We start from the raw sequence: 20248 nt of genomic DNA on the forward strand, positions 1-20248 counted from the left end.
GCGGAAGATTTGTCAGCACAACGGCACCGCCGCTCAGCGCGATAGGAACAATCGCTTCGAAAGGTTGCGTGGAGCCTGGATCATCACGCTGGCATAATCGTCTTCGACCAACGACATGTTCCCGGGCGTGCTGTCGGGATCGATTTGGTCGACCGATTGCACTTCGATGTTATGCGGTCGAATGCCAAACGCATCGACCCGTTCGGTAATTCGAATCGTGCGGGTTTCGCCAACGATCAGTGTCCCCAGTGTCCAAAGCCCCGTCGCGGCATCGAAGGTCCCTTGGCTGACATCCGCTCTCACGAAGGTGAAACCTGGTGGAATCGGCAGTGAAAGGACGACGTTTGTCGCCACATCGGGTCCGGCATTGCTGACGGTGAACGTCGTCACGACGCTGTCCCCCAGTTCCGGTGTCGGGTTGTCAACCGCTGCGGTAACCGAGAGGTCGCTCACTTCGGGAGTCACCGTCACGCTCGCTTGATCGTCTTCCCCAACGATCCCGTTGTCGGGAGTCGAATCGGGGTCGAACTGCGCTACCGCAACGATCTCCGCCGTGTTGGTGCTTGGATCGGCGCTGTTGATCCGAGCCCGAATCGTCATCGTGGCGGTTCCCGTATTGGGAATCCCACCGACGTTCCACAACCCCGTGTTCGAATCGTAGGTTCCCTGCGTTTCGGTCGAAGATTGGAACAGCAATCCCGGTGGCAACAGGTCGCGAACGACGACGCCGGTCGCATCGTCGGGGCCGTTATTGACGACGGTGATCGTAAAGACAACGTCTTCGCTGGCCAGCGGCGTCGAATCGGCAACGATCTTGGTTAATCCCAAGTCGGCGACCGGGGTGACGAAGATGGCACTGGAGAAGTCGTCTTCGGTGATGTTATTGTTACCCGGCGTCGAGTCGGTATCGGGTTGATCCGCGGCGGTGATCTCCGCCGTGTTGAGAACCGTTCCCGTCGTATTGACGGTCGCCGTCAACCGCAACGTCGCCGAATCGCCTTGAGCCAGGCTGCCCGTCGTCCATACACCCGTCGAAGCGTTGAAAGCTCCCTGAGCGACGGCGGCGGAAACAAACGTCATCCCTTCCGGCAATCGGTCGGTGATTTCGATACCCGTCGCGTCGGAGGGACCATCGTTGGTGACAACCAAGGTGTAGACAACGTTTTCGCCCCGGTTGGGTGCATTGTTGTCGATCGTCTTTGTCAACGACAGATCGATCTCCTGCGGCTCGATCGAAACCGAAGCCTGATCGTCTTCGCTGCTGTCATTATTGCCGGGAGTCGAATCCGGATCGCGAGTGTCCGAGGCAACGATCTCCGCTTGATTGACCTTCTCGATCACATTGGTTCCGTTGGCCACGATCTGCAAGGTCGCAGTCCCCGTGTTTCCCAACGCCCCCAAATCCCAGATCCCTGTCAGTTCGTTGTAGCTGCCGCGCGATGCCGTCGCCGAGACGAAGACGACATCCGGTGGCAACTGGTCTTCGACCAAAATCCCTGTCGCTGCGTCGGGTCCCGAGTTCGTAACCGTGATCGTGAACGTCACGTTCTCGCCGACGTTGGGCTTCGGATCGTCGACGGTCTTGGTCAACGAAAGGTCAGCCGAAAGAGGCGTGATGTCGACAGTGGCGTAATCGTCTTCGGTCGTGATCCCGTTGCCAGGCGTCGAATCGACATCCAATTGATCTGTCGCGGTGATCTCCGCTACGTTGGTCTTTGTATCGGGCGTGTCGACGCGGACCGTAATCTCCAACGTTGGCGTCGATCCGCGGGCGACCGATCCGACGTTCCATACGCCGGTCGCGTCGTCATAGTTCCCAAGACTGGCGATCGCCGAAATGAAAGTCACTCCGACCGGCAACGTGTCAGTCACCGCAACGCCCGTCGCGGTGTCGGTTCCCGTGTTGGTGATCGCCAAGTTGTAGACGACGTTATCGCCGATGTTGGGCTGTGCCGCGTCGACGCCTTTCGTCAACGCGAGGTCGACCAATTGAGGCGTCAGCGAAACGCTGGCTTGATCGTCTTCGGCCGTCAAGTTATTGCCGGGGGTCGAATCGGGATCGGCCACCTCCGACGCACTCACCTGCGCCGTGTTGGTCTTGATTCCGCGAGTATCGACGCGGGCGACGATCTCCAATTGGGCGCCCGAGTTATTGGGAACGGTCCCAACCGACCAGGTGCGACTGGCCGAATCGAAGGTACCCAGGGTGGCGTTGGCAGAAACGAAGGTCATCCCCGTCGGCAGCGTATCGAGAACCGCGACACCAGTCGCCGCATCGGGCCCGTCATTGTTGATGTCGATCGTAAATGTGACGTTATCGCCGACGTTCGGATTGGCGTTGTCGACGGTCTTCGTCAGCGAGAGATCCGCTTGCCGGGTCGTGATCGACGCGACAGCTTGATCGTCTTCGCTAGGGACGTTGTTGCCGGGAGTCGAATCGATGTCGGGTTGGTCGGCATCGAGGATCTCAACCGTGTTAGTCAATGTCGTCGCAGCGTTGACGCGGGCGACCAGCGTCATCGTGACCGAACCAAAGGCAGGCACGGTGGGGATCGACCATTGTCGCGTCGTTGTATTAAACGTTCCCTGGCTGGGCGTTGCCGAGACGAAAGTCAGCCCCGTCGGCAAGCGATCGACAACGACGACGTTGGTCGCCGCGTCGGGCCCCGCGTTGTTAACGGTGATCGTAAACGTGACGTTTTCGCCAAGGTTTGGTTGCGCCGTGTTGACGGTCTTGGCCAGCGACAGGTCGACGATCTCGGCGGTGAACGTCACCTCCGCGGTATCGTCCTCGCCAGCGACGCTATTGCCCGGTGTCGAGTCGGGATCCAATTGATCCGACGCGATGATCTCTGCGGAGTTTGCATTCAAGCCCGCGTTGCCTGCCGTGGCGACGATCCGCAGAGTTGCCGTTCCGCCATTGGAGATCGTGCCGACGTTCCAAACGCCGGTCCCGCTGTCGTAAACACCTTGGCTGCCCGAGGAGGAGACAAAGGTCATTCCGGCCGGCAATTCATCCAGAACGCGAACGCCGGTCGCTTGGTTGGGGCCACTGTTGGAAACGGTCAGCGTAAACGTCACGTTCTCGCCGACGTTTGGCGTCGCATCGTTAACGGTCTTCGCGAGCGAGAGGTCGGCGGTTTGCGGAGTCACCGTCACCTCGGCTCGATCGTCTTCGGTCGTCGCTCCATTACCGGGAGTCGAATCGCTGTCGAACTGGTCCGACGCGATCACTTCGGCAACGTTTGTTTTCGCCCCGACCGAATCGACGCGGCCGATCAAGATCAACGTCTGATTGTTGTTGCTGCCGATCGAACCAACGGTCCACAGTCCGCTGTTGCTGTCGTAGGTACCGATGCTCGGTTGAGCCGAAACAAAGGCGATTCCCGAGGGGAGCAGATCGGTGACTTGAACACCAGTCGCGGCGCTCGGGCCAGCGTTGTTCAGGGTGATGGTATAGACGACGTTTTGGCTGACATTGGGAGACGTCGAATCGGCGACCTTCGTCAACGAAAGATCGGCAACTTGCGGAGTCACCGCGACCGAGGCTTGATCGTCTTCGGTCGGATCGTTGTTGTTGGGCGTGCTGTCGATATCAGCTTGCCCGGCCGCAGTCACTTGCGCCGAATTCGTCTTCGTGCCGGCAGAGATAACGCGAGCTGTCAGGTTCAACGTCGCCGTTCCGCCGCTGGCCAAATCCCCGACAGTCCATAGACCGCCGGTGCTGCTGAAGTTCCCTTGCGAAGGGCTCGCCGAAACGAAGGTCAATCCGCCCGGAAGTGCATCGGTCACGGCAACGCCCGTGGCGGTACTGGGGCCGGCGTTGTTGATCGTCAGCGTAAACGTGACCTCTTCGCCAACGTTCGGCGACGCGTTGTCGACAGCTTTCAACAGCGACAGATCGATCAATTGCGGGGCGATCGTCACGCTCGCTTGATCGTCTTCGCTGGGTAGACCGTTCCCCGGAGTGCTGTCGGGATCGGTCTGATCCGCCGCGATGATCTCCGCCGTATTGGTCTTATCGCCAGCGGTTGCCAGCGTACCGCTGATCTGCAGCGTCGCGGTCGCGCCGTTGGTGATGCTGCCAACGGTCCAGATCCCCGTCGCGTTGTTGTAGCTTCCCTGCGATGGAGTGGCGCTGCCAAACGTGATCCCCGTCGGCAATTGGTCGAGCACTTCCACACCGGTCGCCGTGTTGGGACCGGTGTTGGTGACCGAGACGGTAAACGAAACGGTCTGACCGACGACGGGAGCCGCCGTGTTGGAGACCTTCGTCAAACTGAGATCGGCTTGTTCGAAATTGTCGAAGTCCTGCGTGATCGTCGTCGGACCGATCGCGCCGACAAGTTCCGCCGTCCCGTTGATGTTCGGTACCCCGGTGATATCCAGTTCGATCGCACCGACCTGCGTGAAATCCGCGGTTCCGATGAACGCGCTGAATGGGATGTATTCGGTGCTGGTTGCCGAACCGCCCGTGTCGGGAATCACCAGCGTCGTCTGGCTCGATCGCGACGTCGTCGCTCCGTTGCCATCGTCGCTGTAGACGCGCACGATCGCCGTTCCGCCAAGGTTATCGGCACCAATCTGCAATCGAAAACCGGCGGCGGTACCGGCTGAAGTCAGATCGACGCCACCGAGGCCGGTGTCGTCCAGCGTCAACGCGTCTCCATCGATTCCATCCCAAGAGACGTTCCACTGACCATCGCCCGAAGCAAAGCTGTCGAACGAAAGGATCCCGGGCTGCAACGGATCGTTGACCGAGATCCGAACCAAACCGTTGACCGAGGTCTTGTTGACGAAGATATCGCGTTCGCCACCCAACGCCGCACCATCAGCCAAACTGGACGCGACGCGGACGCCGTCGTTGGCGGTGTCGCTGACCAGATCGGTCGTTCCATCAAACGAATCGATCGTGCGAACCAAAACCCCTTCGGCTTGAGCTGCGGTGATCGTGAGCGCTGGACTGACCTGCTGGCTCAGCGAATTGCCGCCGATCGTCTGGGCTGGCTGTTGCACAAAATAGCTGCCTGCCGTCAGCCCGGTCAGCGTGTAGCGACCGCTGGCATCGCTGATGTCGGTCGCCACGGGCGAACCGTCCCCGGCGCCTGGCTCGAAGATTCCGTTGCCGTTGTCGCGGTAAACGTTCACCGTCGCGCCGGCGATCTCCTCGCCAGCACTCAGCCCGTTGCCGTCGACATCGTCGTAGACGATCCCCGAGATGTTGGCCAAGTCGGTCGCGACGGCCAGCAGACGCCGCGATTCGAGCTGTTCGAAACGCGGCCGAAAGCGGCTGCTTTGTTTTTCGCGGCGTTTGCTATCGCGGCCCCGACGGTTGGAGAGGCCACGAATTTTCGACACGATATCCTTAGAGCGACCCATACGTCCTCACCACCACATTTCACCCAGGCTGCATAACACAACTAACTGGCCTAATTTGTCACACGCAACGCGGTCGAGGGCAAGTCCCTGACCGGAAAAGTGGCGAGAAAGCAAAGGGGAACGAGCGATTCAAAACGCGCGTCGCTCCCCCGAGGGGCTGGTGGGGACTACTTAAGTTCGCGAATGCGAATATCTTTGAACTCGACCCACATCGGTTTGCCAGCATGCAACTGCAATGCAAGCATTCCATCCAGCAGAGCCAGTTCGGGCGTGGCGTCGGTGAAATCGAGGACCAGACGCCCATTCATATAATGACGCAGGTGATTCCCCTTGGCGATGATCGCAACCTCGTTCCACTCCCCGACATTGAACAGCTCTTTGTATTCCGCCGCGTCGATCAACTTTCCTTCGACCTTCTTGCCATCTTTGCCCCAAGTCGCCTTTTCGCCGACCAGGCAGATGCGGCCGCGCTTCCCACCTTCGTCGTAGATGAAACCGGAAACGTTGGGCAGGTTCTCTTCGTTGCGGATCTCGTGTTGGTATCCACGCATCACCCAAGCGTTACGGGGTTTGCCCTCGGTGATGTGACGCGAGCGATATTGGACTCCCGAGTTGTTCGTCGCATTGCAACGGAAGGACAAACGCAATTCGAAGTCCTTGGTTTTTCCGTCCTGCCAGATCAAAAACGTATTTCCTTTGGCGACGTTTTCCGCTGTCGTTTCGCCATGGATCACGCCATCTTTGACCGACCACAGCCGTGGATCGCCATCCCAGCCGGTGAGATCTTTGCCGTTAAAGATCGAAGTCATCTCGCCCGATTCGGCCGGAAGAGTCGTTGGTTGGTCGGCGGCCAGAGGCGATGAGGCGAACAGCAGAGCAAGGGATGCAGCAAAAATGCAGCGCATGGTGTTGGGATCCTTGGGGATTTGAGTAACAGAAGACAGGCCCGCGAATTTACCACTGCGCGATGCTAGATCGCTGAATGCCAGCGGCGAGGGCGTCCATCGTAAACGATGCTTTATTGGAATCGAAATTATAGCGACCGGTGAGCCAAAAGACATGCGACCAGGCAAATGGCGTTGTCTGGCGAATGCACTAAACCATCAATCCATAAAAACCGCACAAAAAAACCAAAAGGACTAAAACATTGGTGCAATTCGGACGATCACTACAACTGTTACAATCATTCTGAGTCGGGAGTCTCTCCCGCTGGAACGGACCCACCAGATATCCAATTGGAGAGCGATCGATGTTTCAGTCCATCCGAGCCAAACGTGCCATTGCCGCCCTGTTGTGCGCTGCCGTTTGCATGCAACAAGCTGTCTTCGCAGCTCAACCGCAATTCACCGTCGTCGAAGGCGTCAAAGTCTACCGCGGCATCCAAGACCTAGCGTTGGATCAAGCCGGCAACTTGAACGGTTCGATCGTCGACGTTGCCGGCCAACCGGTCCAAGGTGCGACCGTGGTCATCGGCCAACAAACCGAACACGTCACGACCGTAAAGACCAACGAACGCGGCGAATATTCGGTCCAAGGATTGAACCCCGGCGTCTACCAAGTCGCCAGCTTCGCCGGCCTGCGAACGTTCCGCGTCTGGAACGCCGACAACGCACCCAAGGATAGCGTCAAGGGAGTGATCGACGTCACCGACACCAACACCTATCGCGGTCAACGTGGTGGTGGGGAAGGCTTGTTGCTCCGTCTGCTGAAAAGCCCCTTGGTTTGGACCGCCGTCATTGCTGCTGCGATCGTGATTCCTTTGGCTTTGGATGACGACGACGACGCCAGCTGATCTAGGCTCGATGTCGAATCAGAAGACGCGGTCACAACCGCTTATTAAACAAGAATACGAACAGCCCATCGAACCAATCGATGGGCTGTTTTCGTATGCTACCCAACTCGATTCGCGTCAGCTTCGCGATCCTCAGCGACAACGGTACAATAGTCGCAGAAGATTTCCGGAGCCCAACGCCCCTTGTTGCATCCCATCCCCAAGAGTGAATAGCTATCGTGTCGGAGGCAGAAGCGAGTTTCGATCCGTTGGTCGATCGATTGCCCAGTCGGTTTGTTGTTGGTATCGATCTGGGGACGACCAATTGCGCCGTCACCTATATCGACACCGAAGAATCCCCTTGGCAGATCCGAGTGTTGTCGATTCCTCAATTGGTCGCTGCGGGGCAAGTCGAATCTCGCGATACGCTTCCTTCCTTCCACTATCAACCCGCAGCCGGCCAGGCCAGCGGCGAAACGCTTCGCCTGCCGTGGCATCGCCACGATCCCGACCACTGCGTCGGCGTGATGGCACGCGAAGAAGGGGCTCAAACCGCAGGTCGTGGCATCGCGTCGGCAAAGTCATGGCTGTGTCACACCGGAGTGGACCGCACGGCGCCTCTGTTGCCTTGGCATGCCGTCGATGATGTTCAACGGATGTCGCCAGTCGAAGCGAGCAGCCAATATCTGGCTCATATCCGCGATGCGTGGGACGCCCAATTCCCCGATGCACCGCTCGCCGATCAGGACATCGTGATCACCTTGCCCGCTTCGTTTGACGAGGTCGCCCGCGAGCTGACGGTTCGCGCGGCGCGACAAGCGAATCTGCCTCGGATCGTTTTGATCGAAGAACCTCAAGCCGCCTTCTACGCCTGGGTCTACAAACATCAAGACGACTGGCAGCAGCGCGTCGATGTGGGTCAGACGATTCTGGTCTGCGACATCGGTGGCGGCACCAGCGACTTTACCTTGATCCGCGTCCGGGCCAGCCGGACCGAGCCCGATCAGATTCAATTCCATCGCGTTGCCGTCGGCGAACACCTGATTTTGGGTGGCGACAATCTCGACCTCGCCCTCGCCAAACACCTCGAACAAAAACTGACGCCGGGAAAAAGGCTGCCGCCGCGGCAATGGGATCTGCTGCTGTCGGCCAGCCGCGCCGCAAAGGAACAATTGTTGGGCGAAGCGGCATCGCAGCAGGTCTCGATCAGCCTGCCATCGGGCGGTTCGCGTCTGATCGCCAGCAGCTTGCAGACCGATGTAACGCAAGACGAAGTCCGCGCGTTGCTGGTCGAAGGTTTCCTTCCCGAGTGCGAACTAAGCGATGCGCCGACACAACACGCATCGGGGTTCCAAGAGTTCGGTTTGCCATACGCCACCGACTCCGCGATCTCTCGCTATCTGAGCGCGTTCCTGACGGCGCACCGCGACGACGATGGAGACGGCCTGCCCGACGTCGTCCTCTTCAACGGCGGCTTCTTCGCGTCGCCAGTCCTCCGCAGCGAAGTGCTACAACGGCTGGAACATTGGTTGGAGAACACCCCGACAGTCCTCGATAACGACCGCCTCGATTTGGCCGTCGCGCGCGGAGCGGCGTACTACGGCATGGTTCGTCGCGGCGAAGGGGTCAAGATAGCCGCGTCGCTCGCCCGCAGTTATTACATCGGCGTCGATGCCGACGCTGGCAGCGGAGAACCCCGAGTCGTCTGCCTGGTTCCCGGTGGGGCGCAGCCGGGGGAAACGTTCGAACTCGACCAATCGTTTCAGCTGACGATCTCCCAACCCGTCGAATTCCCGCTCTATGTTTCGAGCATTCGCTTGGCCGATCAACTCGGGCAAGTGCTGCCATTGGATGTCGAACAAATGAGTTCGCTGCCGCCGGTTCGAACCGTGTTGCGTTCGAAAAACCGTAGCGAAACGGGGGAGGTATCGGTCCGCCTGCGAATCGGGCTGACAGAGATCGGCACGATCGATTTGTCGTGTCACGAGATCGGTAGCCAACGCAGCTGGAAACTGCAATTCGATGTTCGATCGACCACGCAAACCGACACCCAACAGCACCTGGCGGTCGGGGAATCGGAAGGGTTCGTCGACGAAGAGACTTGGTCGCTGTGTCGGCACGCGATCGCGGAGGTCTTCAGCGAACCAGGAACCGCCAAGCCGGCACGCATCGTCAAGCACTTGGCCGAGATAATGGGAAGTTCCCGGAACGCATGGCCGATGTCGCTGCTGCGTCGGATCTGGGAAGCGTTGATGGATTTCGAATCGGGGCGACACAAGAGCCCCGCCCACGAAGCGCGTTGGTTGAATTTGCTCGGCTTTTCGCTGCGTCCCGGATACGGTTTAGCCGTCGACGATTGGCGCGTCGCTCAAACTTGGAGGACGCTGCATGGGAAACTGGCCCACAGTGGCGGCAGCATCCAATCCGAAAGTCTCATCTTGTGGCGTCGCATCGCCGGCGGTTTAAGCAGTGGCCAACAGGCGGCGATCGCCGAGGGTTGGATCGCTGCGATCCGCGGCATGCATCGAAAATCCAACGGCCGCCCCATCGGCAATGCCGCTCCCTTAAAACCCGAGGAAGCGGTGGAGGTTTGGCGCCTGCTGGGGTCGCTGGAATTGTTGAGCGTGCGAAACAAGATCGACCTGGGAAACATCATCATCGATCTGATGAACCGCAACAGCATGCGAGCGCCTCGCGATGCGATGGTCTGGGCGCTGGGACGGCTTGGTGCCCGCCAACCGTTTTACGGTCCGCTCAATACCGTTGTCTCCGCCGAGGCGATCCAACCCTGGATCGCAGCGCTGCTGAACCTTCGCTCCCGCGGCCCGGTCGAACAGTTAGCCCTCGTGCAATTGAGTCGCCGAGTCGACGATCGATATCGCGAAATCGACCCGACGACGCGTGAAGAAGTCCTCGATGCGCTTGCCAGCGATGGCGTGTCGGAACACCTCGTTTCGATCGTTTCCGACGGCGGACGGTTCAGCGACGAGGAACAGGAACAAGTCTTTGGCGAAGCCTTGCCACGCGGCCTGCGCTTGGGTTAACCGTCGGCGACCTCGCATCGTCATCCCCCCAGCGTTTTAGACGCCCACCGTTGCGGCACCGGAGCGCCCTGATATTGCCCAGGTCGGCTGTTCCGAACATCCAGACCGATCCGTACCGCACGGATTCGATGCATCCGTGATTTAATCCCGATCTTCGCCTTCGGTTGCCGCCGAACAAACGTTGCAAGGGACAGGTCGATACGATCCAATTCGCCGCGCACGAAAAACATCGCGCACGCTGCCAAACGTTCAACCCAAAGCACGCGTCTAAGAGTGGGCGTCGATCAGAGCCGACCGGCGTTGCAGTCGGTCTTCGGTCGCAAGCACTGCGTGGATTCGCAAAGGATCGAAATCGATCCCGGTCGCTTTTATCGATCGCACATGCTTGTACCACCGTTTGTCACCGTCGATCTGCAATTCGTAGACCGCCAGAAACGGCGGCTGTTCTATGGATTGCCGGCCTAACAGTCGGCGAAACATCCCCAACAATCCCATTCCATGGCGGTGCCCACCGCTTTTGAAAACAACAAAAGGTTTCAGCGACTCTAGAAACACAGAAAAATGACCATCCATCGGACCGCCATAAAAATCGACTGCGTTTCGTTCAACAACTGGCATTTTCAATCCTCCCAAGCCTGAGACGACTTCCTTGCCCGCAAACATCATGCCATCGAATTAGCTATCGAAAGAGAATCGACAGCGTTTCGAGCGAGGGCAATCAACGGACGGCGACACGTCACCCGAATCCGTCGCAGGTCCAATCGTTTCCCGCGATTGCCTATCGAATTAGCTGCTACCAGCCATTCCAACAGCGTGCCCCCGCACGCAACCGTAGTTTACCATGGCATACTGAAAAATACACAGCCGTTCACCAGCTTCCGCAAAATATAGTTGCAATACAGCCTCCACAGACGCGGCCGAAAGCGACCGCAGCCTTCCCGGTTCCACGCCGATCATCTGGCTTGTCGCGATAGCGACGATGTAGAACGAAGGATGTTGGTCCGCGAGCGTTCGGTGTGACCGCTCTGCAACCAACCGGTTAGCGTCGCGAATCAATAACTCGACGTGTTCTTCAACTCATCAAAATCAATGGGCTCCAGTTTCAATCGTCGTCGGCACTCATCCAGGATCGTCTGCGTGGCGCTGGCACCGACGCGGGTGACTCCCAAGTCGCGGACTTCCAGCAAGCGGTCGAGATCGCGGACTCCGCCAGCTGCTTTGACTTGCACCTCAGCGGCCGATTTCTCTCGCATCAATTGCAGGTCCTCCAACGTCGCGCCACCGGTCCCGTAGCCGGTCGAGGTCTTGACCCAATCCGCCCCAAGTTCGCTGCAGATCGCGCACAGCCGCGACTTCTGATCCTCGTCGAGGTAGCAGTTCTCGAAGATCACCTTCACCTTCTGACCGGCGGCGTGAGCCACATCGATGACGGCCTTGATATCGCGAGTGACGTAGTCCCAGTCGCCGCTGAGAACCTTCGAGATGTTCACGACCATGTCCAATTCCTGGCATCCGTCGTCGATCGCTTGTTGTGCTTCGGCGGCTTTGATCGCTGTCGTGTGCCCGCCGTGTGGGAACCCGATCGTCGTGCTCGTTTGAACCGTGCTCCCTGCCAACCGGTCGGCGCAGCGCCGCACGTAATACGGCAGGATGCAAACGCTAGCCACATCGTACGCCAGCGCCAACGAAATCCCCGCCTCCAGCGTTTCGGTCTTCAAGAAGGGCTGCAACAGCGAATGGTCCAGCATCTTCGCGATCTCTTCGTATCGATAATCCATGACAATTTCTTCCTTGGGGATTTCATCGGGGGTGGGGGAGGCGTCGGTTTCCGCGACTGAGATTATGGATCGAACCGGACGTCGGTTCTATATGGGGCACCAATTCCAGTGGTCCCAAGCGGTGTGCTACAATGCCCCGAAACTTACCCTCGCCGGATGCTGGCGAGTTTCAGCGCACCGAGCCACCAGGTTCAGGAAGAATCGATGACAAACGCCCCCTCCGATAAACCCAAAGTTCTGATCATCATCGGCGACGCATCCGAGACGCTCGACACGATGTACCCCTACTACCGACTTCAGGAGGCTGGCTTTCAACCCGTTGTGGCCGCTCCCGAAAAACGCCTGTATCAAATGGTGATGCACGAAGTGAAGCCGGGCTGGACGATCACCAAGGAATGGGAAGGCTACACGATCAACGCCGACGTCGCGTTTTCGGAAATCAAAGAGGAAGAATACGCGGGGATCATGTTCTCCGGCGGCCGGGCTCCCGAATACATCCGCTACGATGAAGATCTCATCCGCGTCACAAAGCACTTTTTCGAAGCGGGCAAACCGATCGCCAGCGTTTGCCATGGGGTCGAGATCCCCGCCTACGCCGATTGCGTTCGCGGACGCAAGATGGCGACGGTGCCGAAGTGCAAGTTCGACCTCGAAGTCTGCGGTGGCACGTTTGTCAACGAGGCCTGCGTGATCGATGGCAACCTGGTCAGCGGACGAACCTTCCACGACAACGGTTTCTACGTCGGTCCGTGGATCGACTTGTTATTCAAAGCACGCGAAGAAGCAACCGTCGCCGCAGGCTAAGCAGCAAGCAGGAAGTTTTCTAGTTTAACCGCGCGGGCATCGCCCCGCGTTTTTCAGGGCCGCGCGGCCCGATGGGCTCGCGGTTAAACGAAAAAATACAATACGACCTGCGTAGTCCACTTCAGAGGCCCGATTCTCGAAGCGTTTGGGAAACTGGATGAACGATCTCAATCCATACGCTTCACCGCCGCCGATCGAAGAGAGTCCCGGACTGTTGATGCACCGAGACACGCGTGTCGCTCGCGGCCTGCTGCATCGAACTATCACGTTCGCCGAACCCTTTCAGGCTCAACTCGATTACGACGGCAAGTACTTTCGACAACGGGTCTACGTCGGCCAGATCTGCGTCTGGCACCGGATCAGTTGGCTGAGGATCCATCCCCGCATCGATTTCGTCTGGCCGGCGGAAGTCGCTGGAACCGCGAAGCCCGGCCGGATCGAGATGAAGTTCAATCACCTGCTGCAGATCGTGCGATTTACCGTCTATTGCGACGGCGTGGTGATCTACGACGAACGCAAAGGTATGCTCACCACGGCGTAACCGTTCGCGGGGCGAGCGATCAGGAAACCGCCGCGTCGAGCAATTCTTGCAGGTAGCCACTGGTTGGCGTTTGCGGACCGGCGACTACGTTTTCGGGCGTTCCTTCGGCCAACAAGCGGCCGCCGCCAGCGCCCCCCTCGGGGCCCATCTCAACGATCCAATCGCAACACTTGATCACGTCCAGATTGTGTTCGATCACGATCACGGTGTTCCCCTTTTCGACCAGCGATTGCAGGACGTCGATCAAGCGACGGACGTCGTCGAAGTGCAGCCCCGTCGTCGGTTCGTCCAACAGATACAACGTGTTGCCGGTTTCCTGCCGCGCCAACTCGGTCGCCAGTTTGATTCGCTGGGCCTCGCCGCCGCTGAGCGTTGTCGACGGTTGACCGAGCCGCAGATAGCCCAAGCCAACGCTCCGCATGCTCTCGAGAATCCGATCGATCTTGACGAAGTTCTTGAAAAATTCCGCCGCGTCGTCGATCGTCATCTCCAACACATCGGCGATCGAAGCGCCTTTGAACCGCACCGCCAGCGTCTGGCGATTAAACCGCTTTCCGCCACAGACGGAGCAGCGAACGTAGAGATCGGCCAAAAAGTTCATCTCGATCTTTTCTTGTCCCTGTCCCATGCACTGGTCGCAGCGCCCCGGCTTGGCATTAAAGCTGAACCGGTTGGCGGCAAAGCCGCGTTGTTTGGCGTCGCGGGTTTCGGCAAACACTTTGCGAATCAGATCCAACGCGCCGGTATAGGTCGCTGGACAGCTGCGCGGTGTGCGGCCGATCGGGGCCTGATCGATTCGGATCAATTTGTCGATCCCCTCGGCACCGGTCAGCGATTCAAACGGCCCCGGTTTAGGCGATTGAAGACCGAGGGTGCGAGCCAAGGCGGGATAGAGCGTATCGTTGACGATCGAACTCTTCCCGCTGCCGCTGACTCCTGCCACTCCGATCAGACAGCCCAACGGGAACCTTGCGGTCACGTTCTGCAAGTTGTGAGTGTTCGCGCCGGCGAGAGTTAGCATCTGATTTTTGTCGGCTTTGCGCCGCGACTCGGGAACCGGGATCGATCGCCGCCCCGACAGATAGTCGGCGGTTACCGATCGCGATGGCAAATCGCTGTCGTCGTCCGGCGTTTCCATCTGGTCTTCAGTGATCGCCGTGATCGATGAAGGTTCGCCCGCGAACAGGATCTCGCCGCCTTGGTGTCCCGCGCCGGGGCCCATGTCGATCAACCAATCGGCAGCTCGCATCATCGATTCATCGTGTTCGACAACCAGCACCGTGTTCCCTTGCCGCTGCAAGTCGCGGAGCGCGACGATCAAGCGATCGTTATCGCGTTGATGCAAGCCGATCGATGGTTCGTCGAGGATGTAGCAGACGCCGACAAGTCCGCTACCGATGCTGGTCGCCAAACGAACGCGTTGCAGTTCGCCGCCGCTGAGCGTATCGGCGCTGCGGCCCAAGGTGAGATATCCGACGCCAACCTGAGCCAGAAAACGGAGTCGCTTGTTGATCTCGACAAGGATCGGACGCGCGATCTCGCGCTGCGAAGGGGACAATTTTCCGCCGACTTTGACACGTCGCGGCGCACGTTCGCGAACCACGCTTGCGTCGGCAGTGGCTTCGGATTCGATGTCGTACGCCGAATCATCTTGCAGCGATTGATCGCATTCGGCCTGCAAGGCGGCAAAAAACACAGTCGCTTCGGTCGCAGGCATCGCAACGATCTGGCCGATATGTCGATCGGCTAAGGTGACGCTGAGCGCTTCGCGCCGCAATCGCGATCCGCCACACGTCGAACACTCGACCGCCCCGATCCAATTGGTCAGTTGTTCGCGTCGCGCCTCGGTCAGCTTCTTTTCCCATTCGACGTTCAACATCTCGACGATCGTCGCCGTCAGCGTCGACCGCCCCTTGGCCGACAATTGATCGAGCGGTTGGTCCCATTGGCCGCCACCATCGAGAACCAGCGGTTCCAGCGTGCCGTGAATCCGCTTGCGAACCGCCGCCGAAGTTCCCTTCCAAGGGAGCATCGCCGCGACTTCGGCAGGCTGCGTCCAGTCGGGGATTAGCAGATCGGGATCATAAGCTTCCAAACGTCCCAAGCCATCGCAGTCGGGACAGGCACCGTAGGGGCTGTTGAAACTGAACGTTCGCGGCTCCAGTTCCTCGTAACTGATATCGCACTGCGGACACGCGTACCGCGAACTGAGCAGGCGTTCGTCCCAGTCGTCGGCATCGGGCAGTTCAAAGAACGCAATCAGCAACCCGTCGCTCAACTTGAGCGCCGTTTTGATCGACTCTCCCAACCGCGACTCGATCCCTTCGCGAACGACCAACCGATCGACGACCGCTTCGATCGTGTGGTTCTTCCGCGGCGAAAGTTTCGGGAGCGATTCGATGTCGTACATCGTGCCGTCGACGCGAGCTCGCACCAATCCGGCTTTGCGGATCTCCTGGAACACATCCTCATGCGCCCCTTTGCGGCCGCGAACCATCGGTGCCAACACGATCAAACGCGTCTCTTCGGCCAGGTTCATCAGCGAAGCGAGGATCTGTTCGCTGGTCTGCTGAAGAATCGCAGCCCCACAATGATAGCAGTGGGGAGCGCCGACGCGGGCCATCAACAGACGCAGGTAATCGTAGACCTCGGTGACGGTGGCGACGGTACTGCGAGGATTGCTAGCTCCCGATTTCTGATCGATACACAACGTCGGTTCCAAGCCGTCGATGTGGTCGCAATCGGGACGCGGCAGTTGGTCGAGGAATTGCCGAGCGTAGGTCGAAAGACTCTCGATGTATTGACGCTGCCCCTCGGCATAGATCGTATCAAAGGCGAGCGAACTCTTCCCGCTGCCACTGACCCCGGTCAGGACGATCAATTGATCGCGTCGCAAATCGATATCGACGTTCTTCAGATTGTGGACCCGCGCGCCGCGGATCCGCATCAACGGGTCGCCGGGAGCGCTGCGGATGTCCGAAAGGACCGCGGGTTCAAGATTTCCCAACGTGTTGGTCATGAAGGTCTCAATTCGCTGTGGTCGTTTTGACGGGTAGGCGGCTATAATTCCAGCGTCGCACAGCCTTCTCGGTCGGCGTGCACGGGCGCAACTCTGGCAAAAAGCCGATGGTTTCACCCTACTTACGGATATCAGAGCAAAAGCAAATGGATAAGCGATTTCTGACTTGGCTCAGCTTTACCCTCACTTTACTGCCAGCCCTCGCGTTGGCTCAACCGTACGACGTCGCCGCGCGGCCGATCTCGGTGCTGCGCCCCGGTACGCTCGTCGACAACGGACCGCCGGAAGGTTGGACGCATCTGATTGTCAAGAGCTTCCCAAAGGTGGCTAGTGGCGATGTCGACAAGATTCCCGAACGGGACTCGCAATTAGCCAGCCTCATGTTCACCGCGTTGGCCGCGCGGACACAACAGACCGCCGATGGATCGTGGCAACTGACCGAAATTGCTACCGGTGCGGGGACTTCGGTTCGTGGCCGAGACATGATTATCAGCTCCGATACGCAGCAACAACTGGGGGCCGATCTCGGCTTTTTCGCGCGGATGGTGCTGAAAGAGTTCGATGCCAAACAAACGCAAGTTCAATACAAAACAATCAGCCGACACTTCTTTGTCGTCGACACGATCGGTGCCTTTCGATGGAAAAACGAAAACCGATTGTTGCCTCTTCGCTACGCATTGGTTCTTCAACCGCAAACCGGCCAACTCGATACCTTCTGCTGGCTGATGGATGCCGACGCGACAGGTGTCAGCACCGCGGCGGTCGGCAGCATCCACTGGCTCCCCAAATCGCTCGTTTTCGCTCCCCAGCTGCACGTCGATTACAGCAAATACAATTTTCTGGGGATCCCATCGGACACGGCGTTTTGTTCTACCAACATCCCACCGGGTCAGGTTACGATGAACATTCCAGCCGATGCTACGCGTGTTCTCGCGCGGCCCACACTCTCGGCCGCAGAAGCCCAATCGCTGCACGGATGGTTCAATCAAATCTCGACCTCGATGCGCCCAAATTACGACCGGGCCGCTGCCTCCGATTCTGGTACGACCCAACGATGAACAACCTAAGCTCGATTCGCTTCACCGCACCTTGCGCGATCCTTGCCGCCCTACTATGCGTCCCACCGATCGCCTTTGCGGACTCGCCAGCCTCCCAACCTCCGCTGGCGATCCTCGCCCAACCTATTACGAATGTCGACGGTCAAACCCAAGCCTGGCCCGAAGTGGTGATGCAAGACGGCATGGACGCGGAACAACAGCGAAAGGTCATCGCCAGCCTAGGGCGTCGCTTTGAAGACTTCACCAAAAAGGGAATTAATTCCCCGATCGATATCCCTCGCGCGGTCAAGAAATCGGTCGATGGCGGCGTATTCCGTACGTACAGCTATTTTTTCACGGTTCACACGTCGCTGGAAACGTTGAACGATGAAAACCTTCTCACCAAGCTGTTTGCAGAAAACAAGAATGGCGAAGGAGAGGGAGAGGATCTCGGAGTGGTCGGCGATGACAAATATAGCTACGCCCACGAACCGGAATTGTTGAAACGGATCAGCCTATCGATGGTCCTCCGCAGCAACGATACGAAAACCGACGCCTCGGTTTACGCCGGGTCGATCGTCGTCGCTGCCGATCCAGAAAACCGTCAGCAAAGCAGCTGGGCACCGTTGGACAAACCCGAAGATAAGACACCTTATCTGGGAATGGGGATCTACACCAAAGCGACGCCGTTGGTGGAATTGCCCGACGTGCTGTTCTTCGAAGCGCACATGGTCTTCTACGAACCAAAAGCTTGGTTCCGCGGCAAAAATCTGCTCGGTGCCAAACTGCCGATCATGATTCAAGATCAAGTTCGCACGCTGCGTCGCGGAGTCGCTCGTTAGTTCGCTGCGTCATCGAGACGCGATCGCGATCTTAGCGACGCTCAATCGAGCTTCAATTTCCCCTCCCGTTGCCCCAGAGCGATCTCGGTCGCAACCAGTATCGCCATCGCGCCGCCACGCGTGTCGTGGCCGCGAATCGCGGTCCGGTCGAAGTAGTCGCGAAGGCTTTTTTGTTTTCCCGTCCCGGTGCAGACATCGATCAATTGGGCGTCGCTGGCGATCCGGGACTGGATCGCCGGCCAAGCCCGCTGCACGACGGGAACGTAGATCTCCGGATCGAGCCAGCCCATCCGCAACCCGCGCGCGATCGCCATCGTGGTCATGCAAGTCACCGTAAATTCGGGATAGCTTTCCGGGCGGTCGACCACCTGGTGCCACATCCCCGACCGATCTTGATACTTTCTCATCGCAGCCAAATGCGAGCGAAACGCTGTCAACATTTCTTCGCGATAGAGACTGTTTTCGGGCAACCAGGACAACGACAACGCCATTCCCAAAGCAGGAAAACCGTTCCCTCGCCCCCACGCGGTCCCCGCGGGATCGAGCGGCGAGTGTTGATGCAAACCATCGTCGCGGAGATTCAATTCCAGCATGAACCGCAGATGCCGGATCGCCATATCAAAGTAGCGTTGCTCGCCCGTCAGGTTTCCCGCCGCGACAAGGATCGGCGTTCCCATGAAGACTGCGTCGCTCATCTCGCTGTGCGTTGGCATCGCGTCGCGCATCTGACCGTCGGCCGTGAAAGCATGTTCGGCTGCCGCACGAACCAGTGCAACATAACGCGGGTCTTGCGTCCGATTCGCCAGTTCGGCGAACAACAAGTGCCCGGCGAAGACGCCACCGTTCGGTTTGTCCCCCAGTGCCGATTTGGCGCCAGCAGCGTACGGTTCCGCGATTCGTTGAACCGCAGCTAACTGTGTCGCATCGCCGGTCCGATCGCCCAATTGCAAGCGACCGATCAGAGCCAACGCCTGCTGATAGTTCACCGAATCGAGCGCGTTGCCGTAGCGTTTGCTTAGAACCGTTGCGACGCCCTTCGCCGATCGCTCGCGTCGCTGCACCAGCTCCACCTGAGCCGACTTCTCGACCGCGGGGATGGTCTGATCTCCCAGCTGATCGATCACATCGAGCAGCGAAATCTCCGGGGTCGCGATGAATTCGACCGCCGCGACCGAGCCGATTCCAGCCACCGAGGAACGTCGCAAGGCATCGGCGAACGAGCCGGTCTGAGGCTGCAAAACCCAGCGGTTCTCCGATCCGGGTTTGACCACCACAACGACGTCCGGAGCGGCTAATCCAATCGATCGCCAGAGATACTGTGTCGCAACGCGCTTGCCAGCGTAGGCCTTGCCATCGATGGGCTGTTGCAATGCCTCTGCGTTTGCATCGGCAATCCCATCGGGCGCGGACACGAGCCAGATCGCCCGATCGCGAAGCCGCAGCCCCGCGGCAAATCCGGCAGCATCCGCTTGATCAAAATAGGAAGGGGCCAACGAGGGAGATGCGATCAACAACACCCGCGAAACATTTGTGCTTGGATCGAGAAACGCTGGGGACTGGACTGATGTTAGCGGCTCTCCATCGACCGCCACGCCATACGCCTTCGCAACCGGAAGCCAGGCCTGCAATCGGTCTTCGCCCATCGCGGACGTCCGACAAACCAACCCCAACAAACCGACGGTGATCAACCGAACGAGAGGCCACGATATTCCTGGCATATAATTTCCCTTTCACGACCGCGATTTGAAGTGTCGCATCCATCGACGATGCAACGAACCGGGACCATTAGAAGGGCTACGAGGCAGCACCGCCAGATGCTGCTGCAGGAACGCTGGTTGTCCGGTGGAGGCGATCGACGCAGGGCTCCACGCTCCCCGCGTTTTTCGTGTTGATCCAATCGCCTGCGGAAGCGCCGCACTCTACAAACGGCACTGGGAGGAATCTACGAAAGGCACGAAAAACGCGGAGGAGTTGGAGAGCGATCGATCGACGCGCAACAAACGAGTCGAAAGGGTAGAAGGTCACGGGCAGCA

General features: G+C 58.8%; 12 protein-coding genes. 6 read left to right on the top strand and 6 right to left on the bottom strand.

Features of this window, described 5'->3' with window-relative positions; translation table 11 throughout:
• Nucleotides 1-33: 33 nt before the first annotated feature.
• Together EC9_RS13490 and EC9_RS13495 are read right to left on the bottom strand one after the other, a co-directional pair.
• Nucleotides 34-5358 carry a DUF7507 domain-containing protein gene (locus EC9_RS13490; RefSeq protein ID WP_218934115.1) on the bottom strand — a complete coding sequence of 1775 codons (5325 nt, stop codon included), beginning with the start codon at nucleotides 5356-5358 and terminating at the stop codon, nucleotides 34-36.
• A 188-nt stretch (nucleotides 5359-5546) separates the two neighbouring features.
• Complete coding sequence (locus tag EC9_RS13495) at nucleotides 5547-6284, bottom strand: 3-keto-disaccharide hydrolase (RefSeq protein ID WP_145345991.1); 738 nt, start codon at nucleotides 6282-6284, stop codon at nucleotides 5547-5549.
• A gap of 344 nt (nucleotides 6285-6628) precedes the next feature.
• Between EC9_RS13495 and EC9_RS13500 the strand changes: the two genes are divergently transcribed.
• The gene (locus EC9_RS13500) at nucleotides 6629-7171 is read left to right on the top strand and encodes a carboxypeptidase-like regulatory domain-containing protein (protein WP_145345993.1); all 543 of its coding nucleotides are present in this window, start codon (nucleotides 6629-6631) and stop codon (nucleotides 7169-7171) included.
• Nucleotides 7172-7389: 218 nt separating this feature from the next.
• On the top strand, nucleotides 7390-10194 hold the full coding sequence (locus EC9_RS13505) for a hsp70 family protein (RefSeq protein ID WP_145345995.1): 2805 nt from the start codon (nucleotides 7390-7392) through the stop codon (nucleotides 10192-10194).
• A gap of 267 nt (nucleotides 10195-10461) precedes the next feature.
• Here EC9_RS13505 and EC9_RS13510 read toward each other — a convergent pair whose 3' ends face one another.
• Entirely contained in the window at nucleotides 10462-10812 is a 351-nt protein-coding gene (locus tag EC9_RS13510) for a hypothetical protein (protein ID WP_145345997.1), read from the bottom strand.
• A gap of 434 nt (nucleotides 10813-11246) precedes the next feature.
• The gene (gene deoC / locus EC9_RS13515) at nucleotides 11247-11972 is read right to left on the bottom strand and encodes a deoxyribose-phosphate aldolase (protein ID WP_145345999.1); all 726 of its coding nucleotides are present in this window, start codon (nucleotides 11970-11972) and stop codon (nucleotides 11247-11249) included.
• Between the two features lie 204 nt (nucleotides 11973-12176).
• Here deoC and EC9_RS13520 point away from each other — a divergent pair, with 204 nt between their 5' ends.
• Both EC9_RS13520 and EC9_RS13525 read left to right on the top strand, forming a co-directional pair.
• A complete protein-coding gene (locus EC9_RS13520) occupies nucleotides 12177-12776 on the top strand; it encodes a DJ-1/PfpI family protein (RefSeq protein WP_145346001.1) in 600 nt (199 codons plus the stop codon).
• Nucleotides 12777-12933: 157 nt separating this feature from the next.
• Entirely contained in the window at nucleotides 12934-13317 is a 384-nt protein-coding gene (locus EC9_RS13525) for a hypothetical protein (RefSeq protein WP_145346003.1), read from the top strand.
• Nucleotides 13318-13336: 19 nt separating this feature from the next.
• On the opposite strand, the gene uvrA is transcribed toward EC9_RS13525, so the two are convergent.
• Nucleotides 13337-16336, bottom strand: a complete 3000-nt coding sequence (gene uvrA / locus EC9_RS13530; protein WP_218934116.1) for an excinuclease ABC subunit UvrA — start codon at nucleotides 16334-16336, stop codon at nucleotides 13337-13339.
• Nucleotides 16337-16482: 146 nt separating this feature from the next.
• On the opposite strand from uvrA, the gene EC9_RS13535 reads away from it, so the two are divergent.
• A complete protein-coding gene (locus EC9_RS13535; RefSeq protein ID WP_145346005.1) occupies nucleotides 16483-17394 on the top strand; it encodes a hypothetical protein in 912 nt (303 codons plus the stop codon).
• The gene (locus tag EC9_RS13540; RefSeq protein WP_145346007.1) at nucleotides 17391-18215 is read left to right on the top strand and encodes a hypothetical protein; all 825 of its coding nucleotides are present in this window, start codon (nucleotides 17391-17393) and stop codon (nucleotides 18213-18215) included. Before EC9_RS13535 ends, EC9_RS13540 begins: the two co-directional genes overlap by 4 nt.
• Nucleotides 18216-18256: 41 nt before the next feature.
• Here the strand turns inward: EC9_RS13540 and EC9_RS13545 are convergent, their stop codons facing one another.
• Nucleotides 18257-19933 (bottom strand): glycoside hydrolase family 88 protein, encoded by a 1677-nt coding sequence (locus tag EC9_RS13545; protein ID WP_145346009.1) that lies wholly within the window; start codon nucleotides 19931-19933, stop codon nucleotides 18257-18259.
• Nucleotides 19934-20248 lie beyond the last annotated feature (315 nt).

It is taken from the genome of Rosistilla ulvae (assembly GCF_007741475.1).
Classification (GTDB): Bacteria; Planctomycetota; Planctomycetia; order Pirellulales; family Pirellulaceae; genus Rosistilla; species Rosistilla ulvae.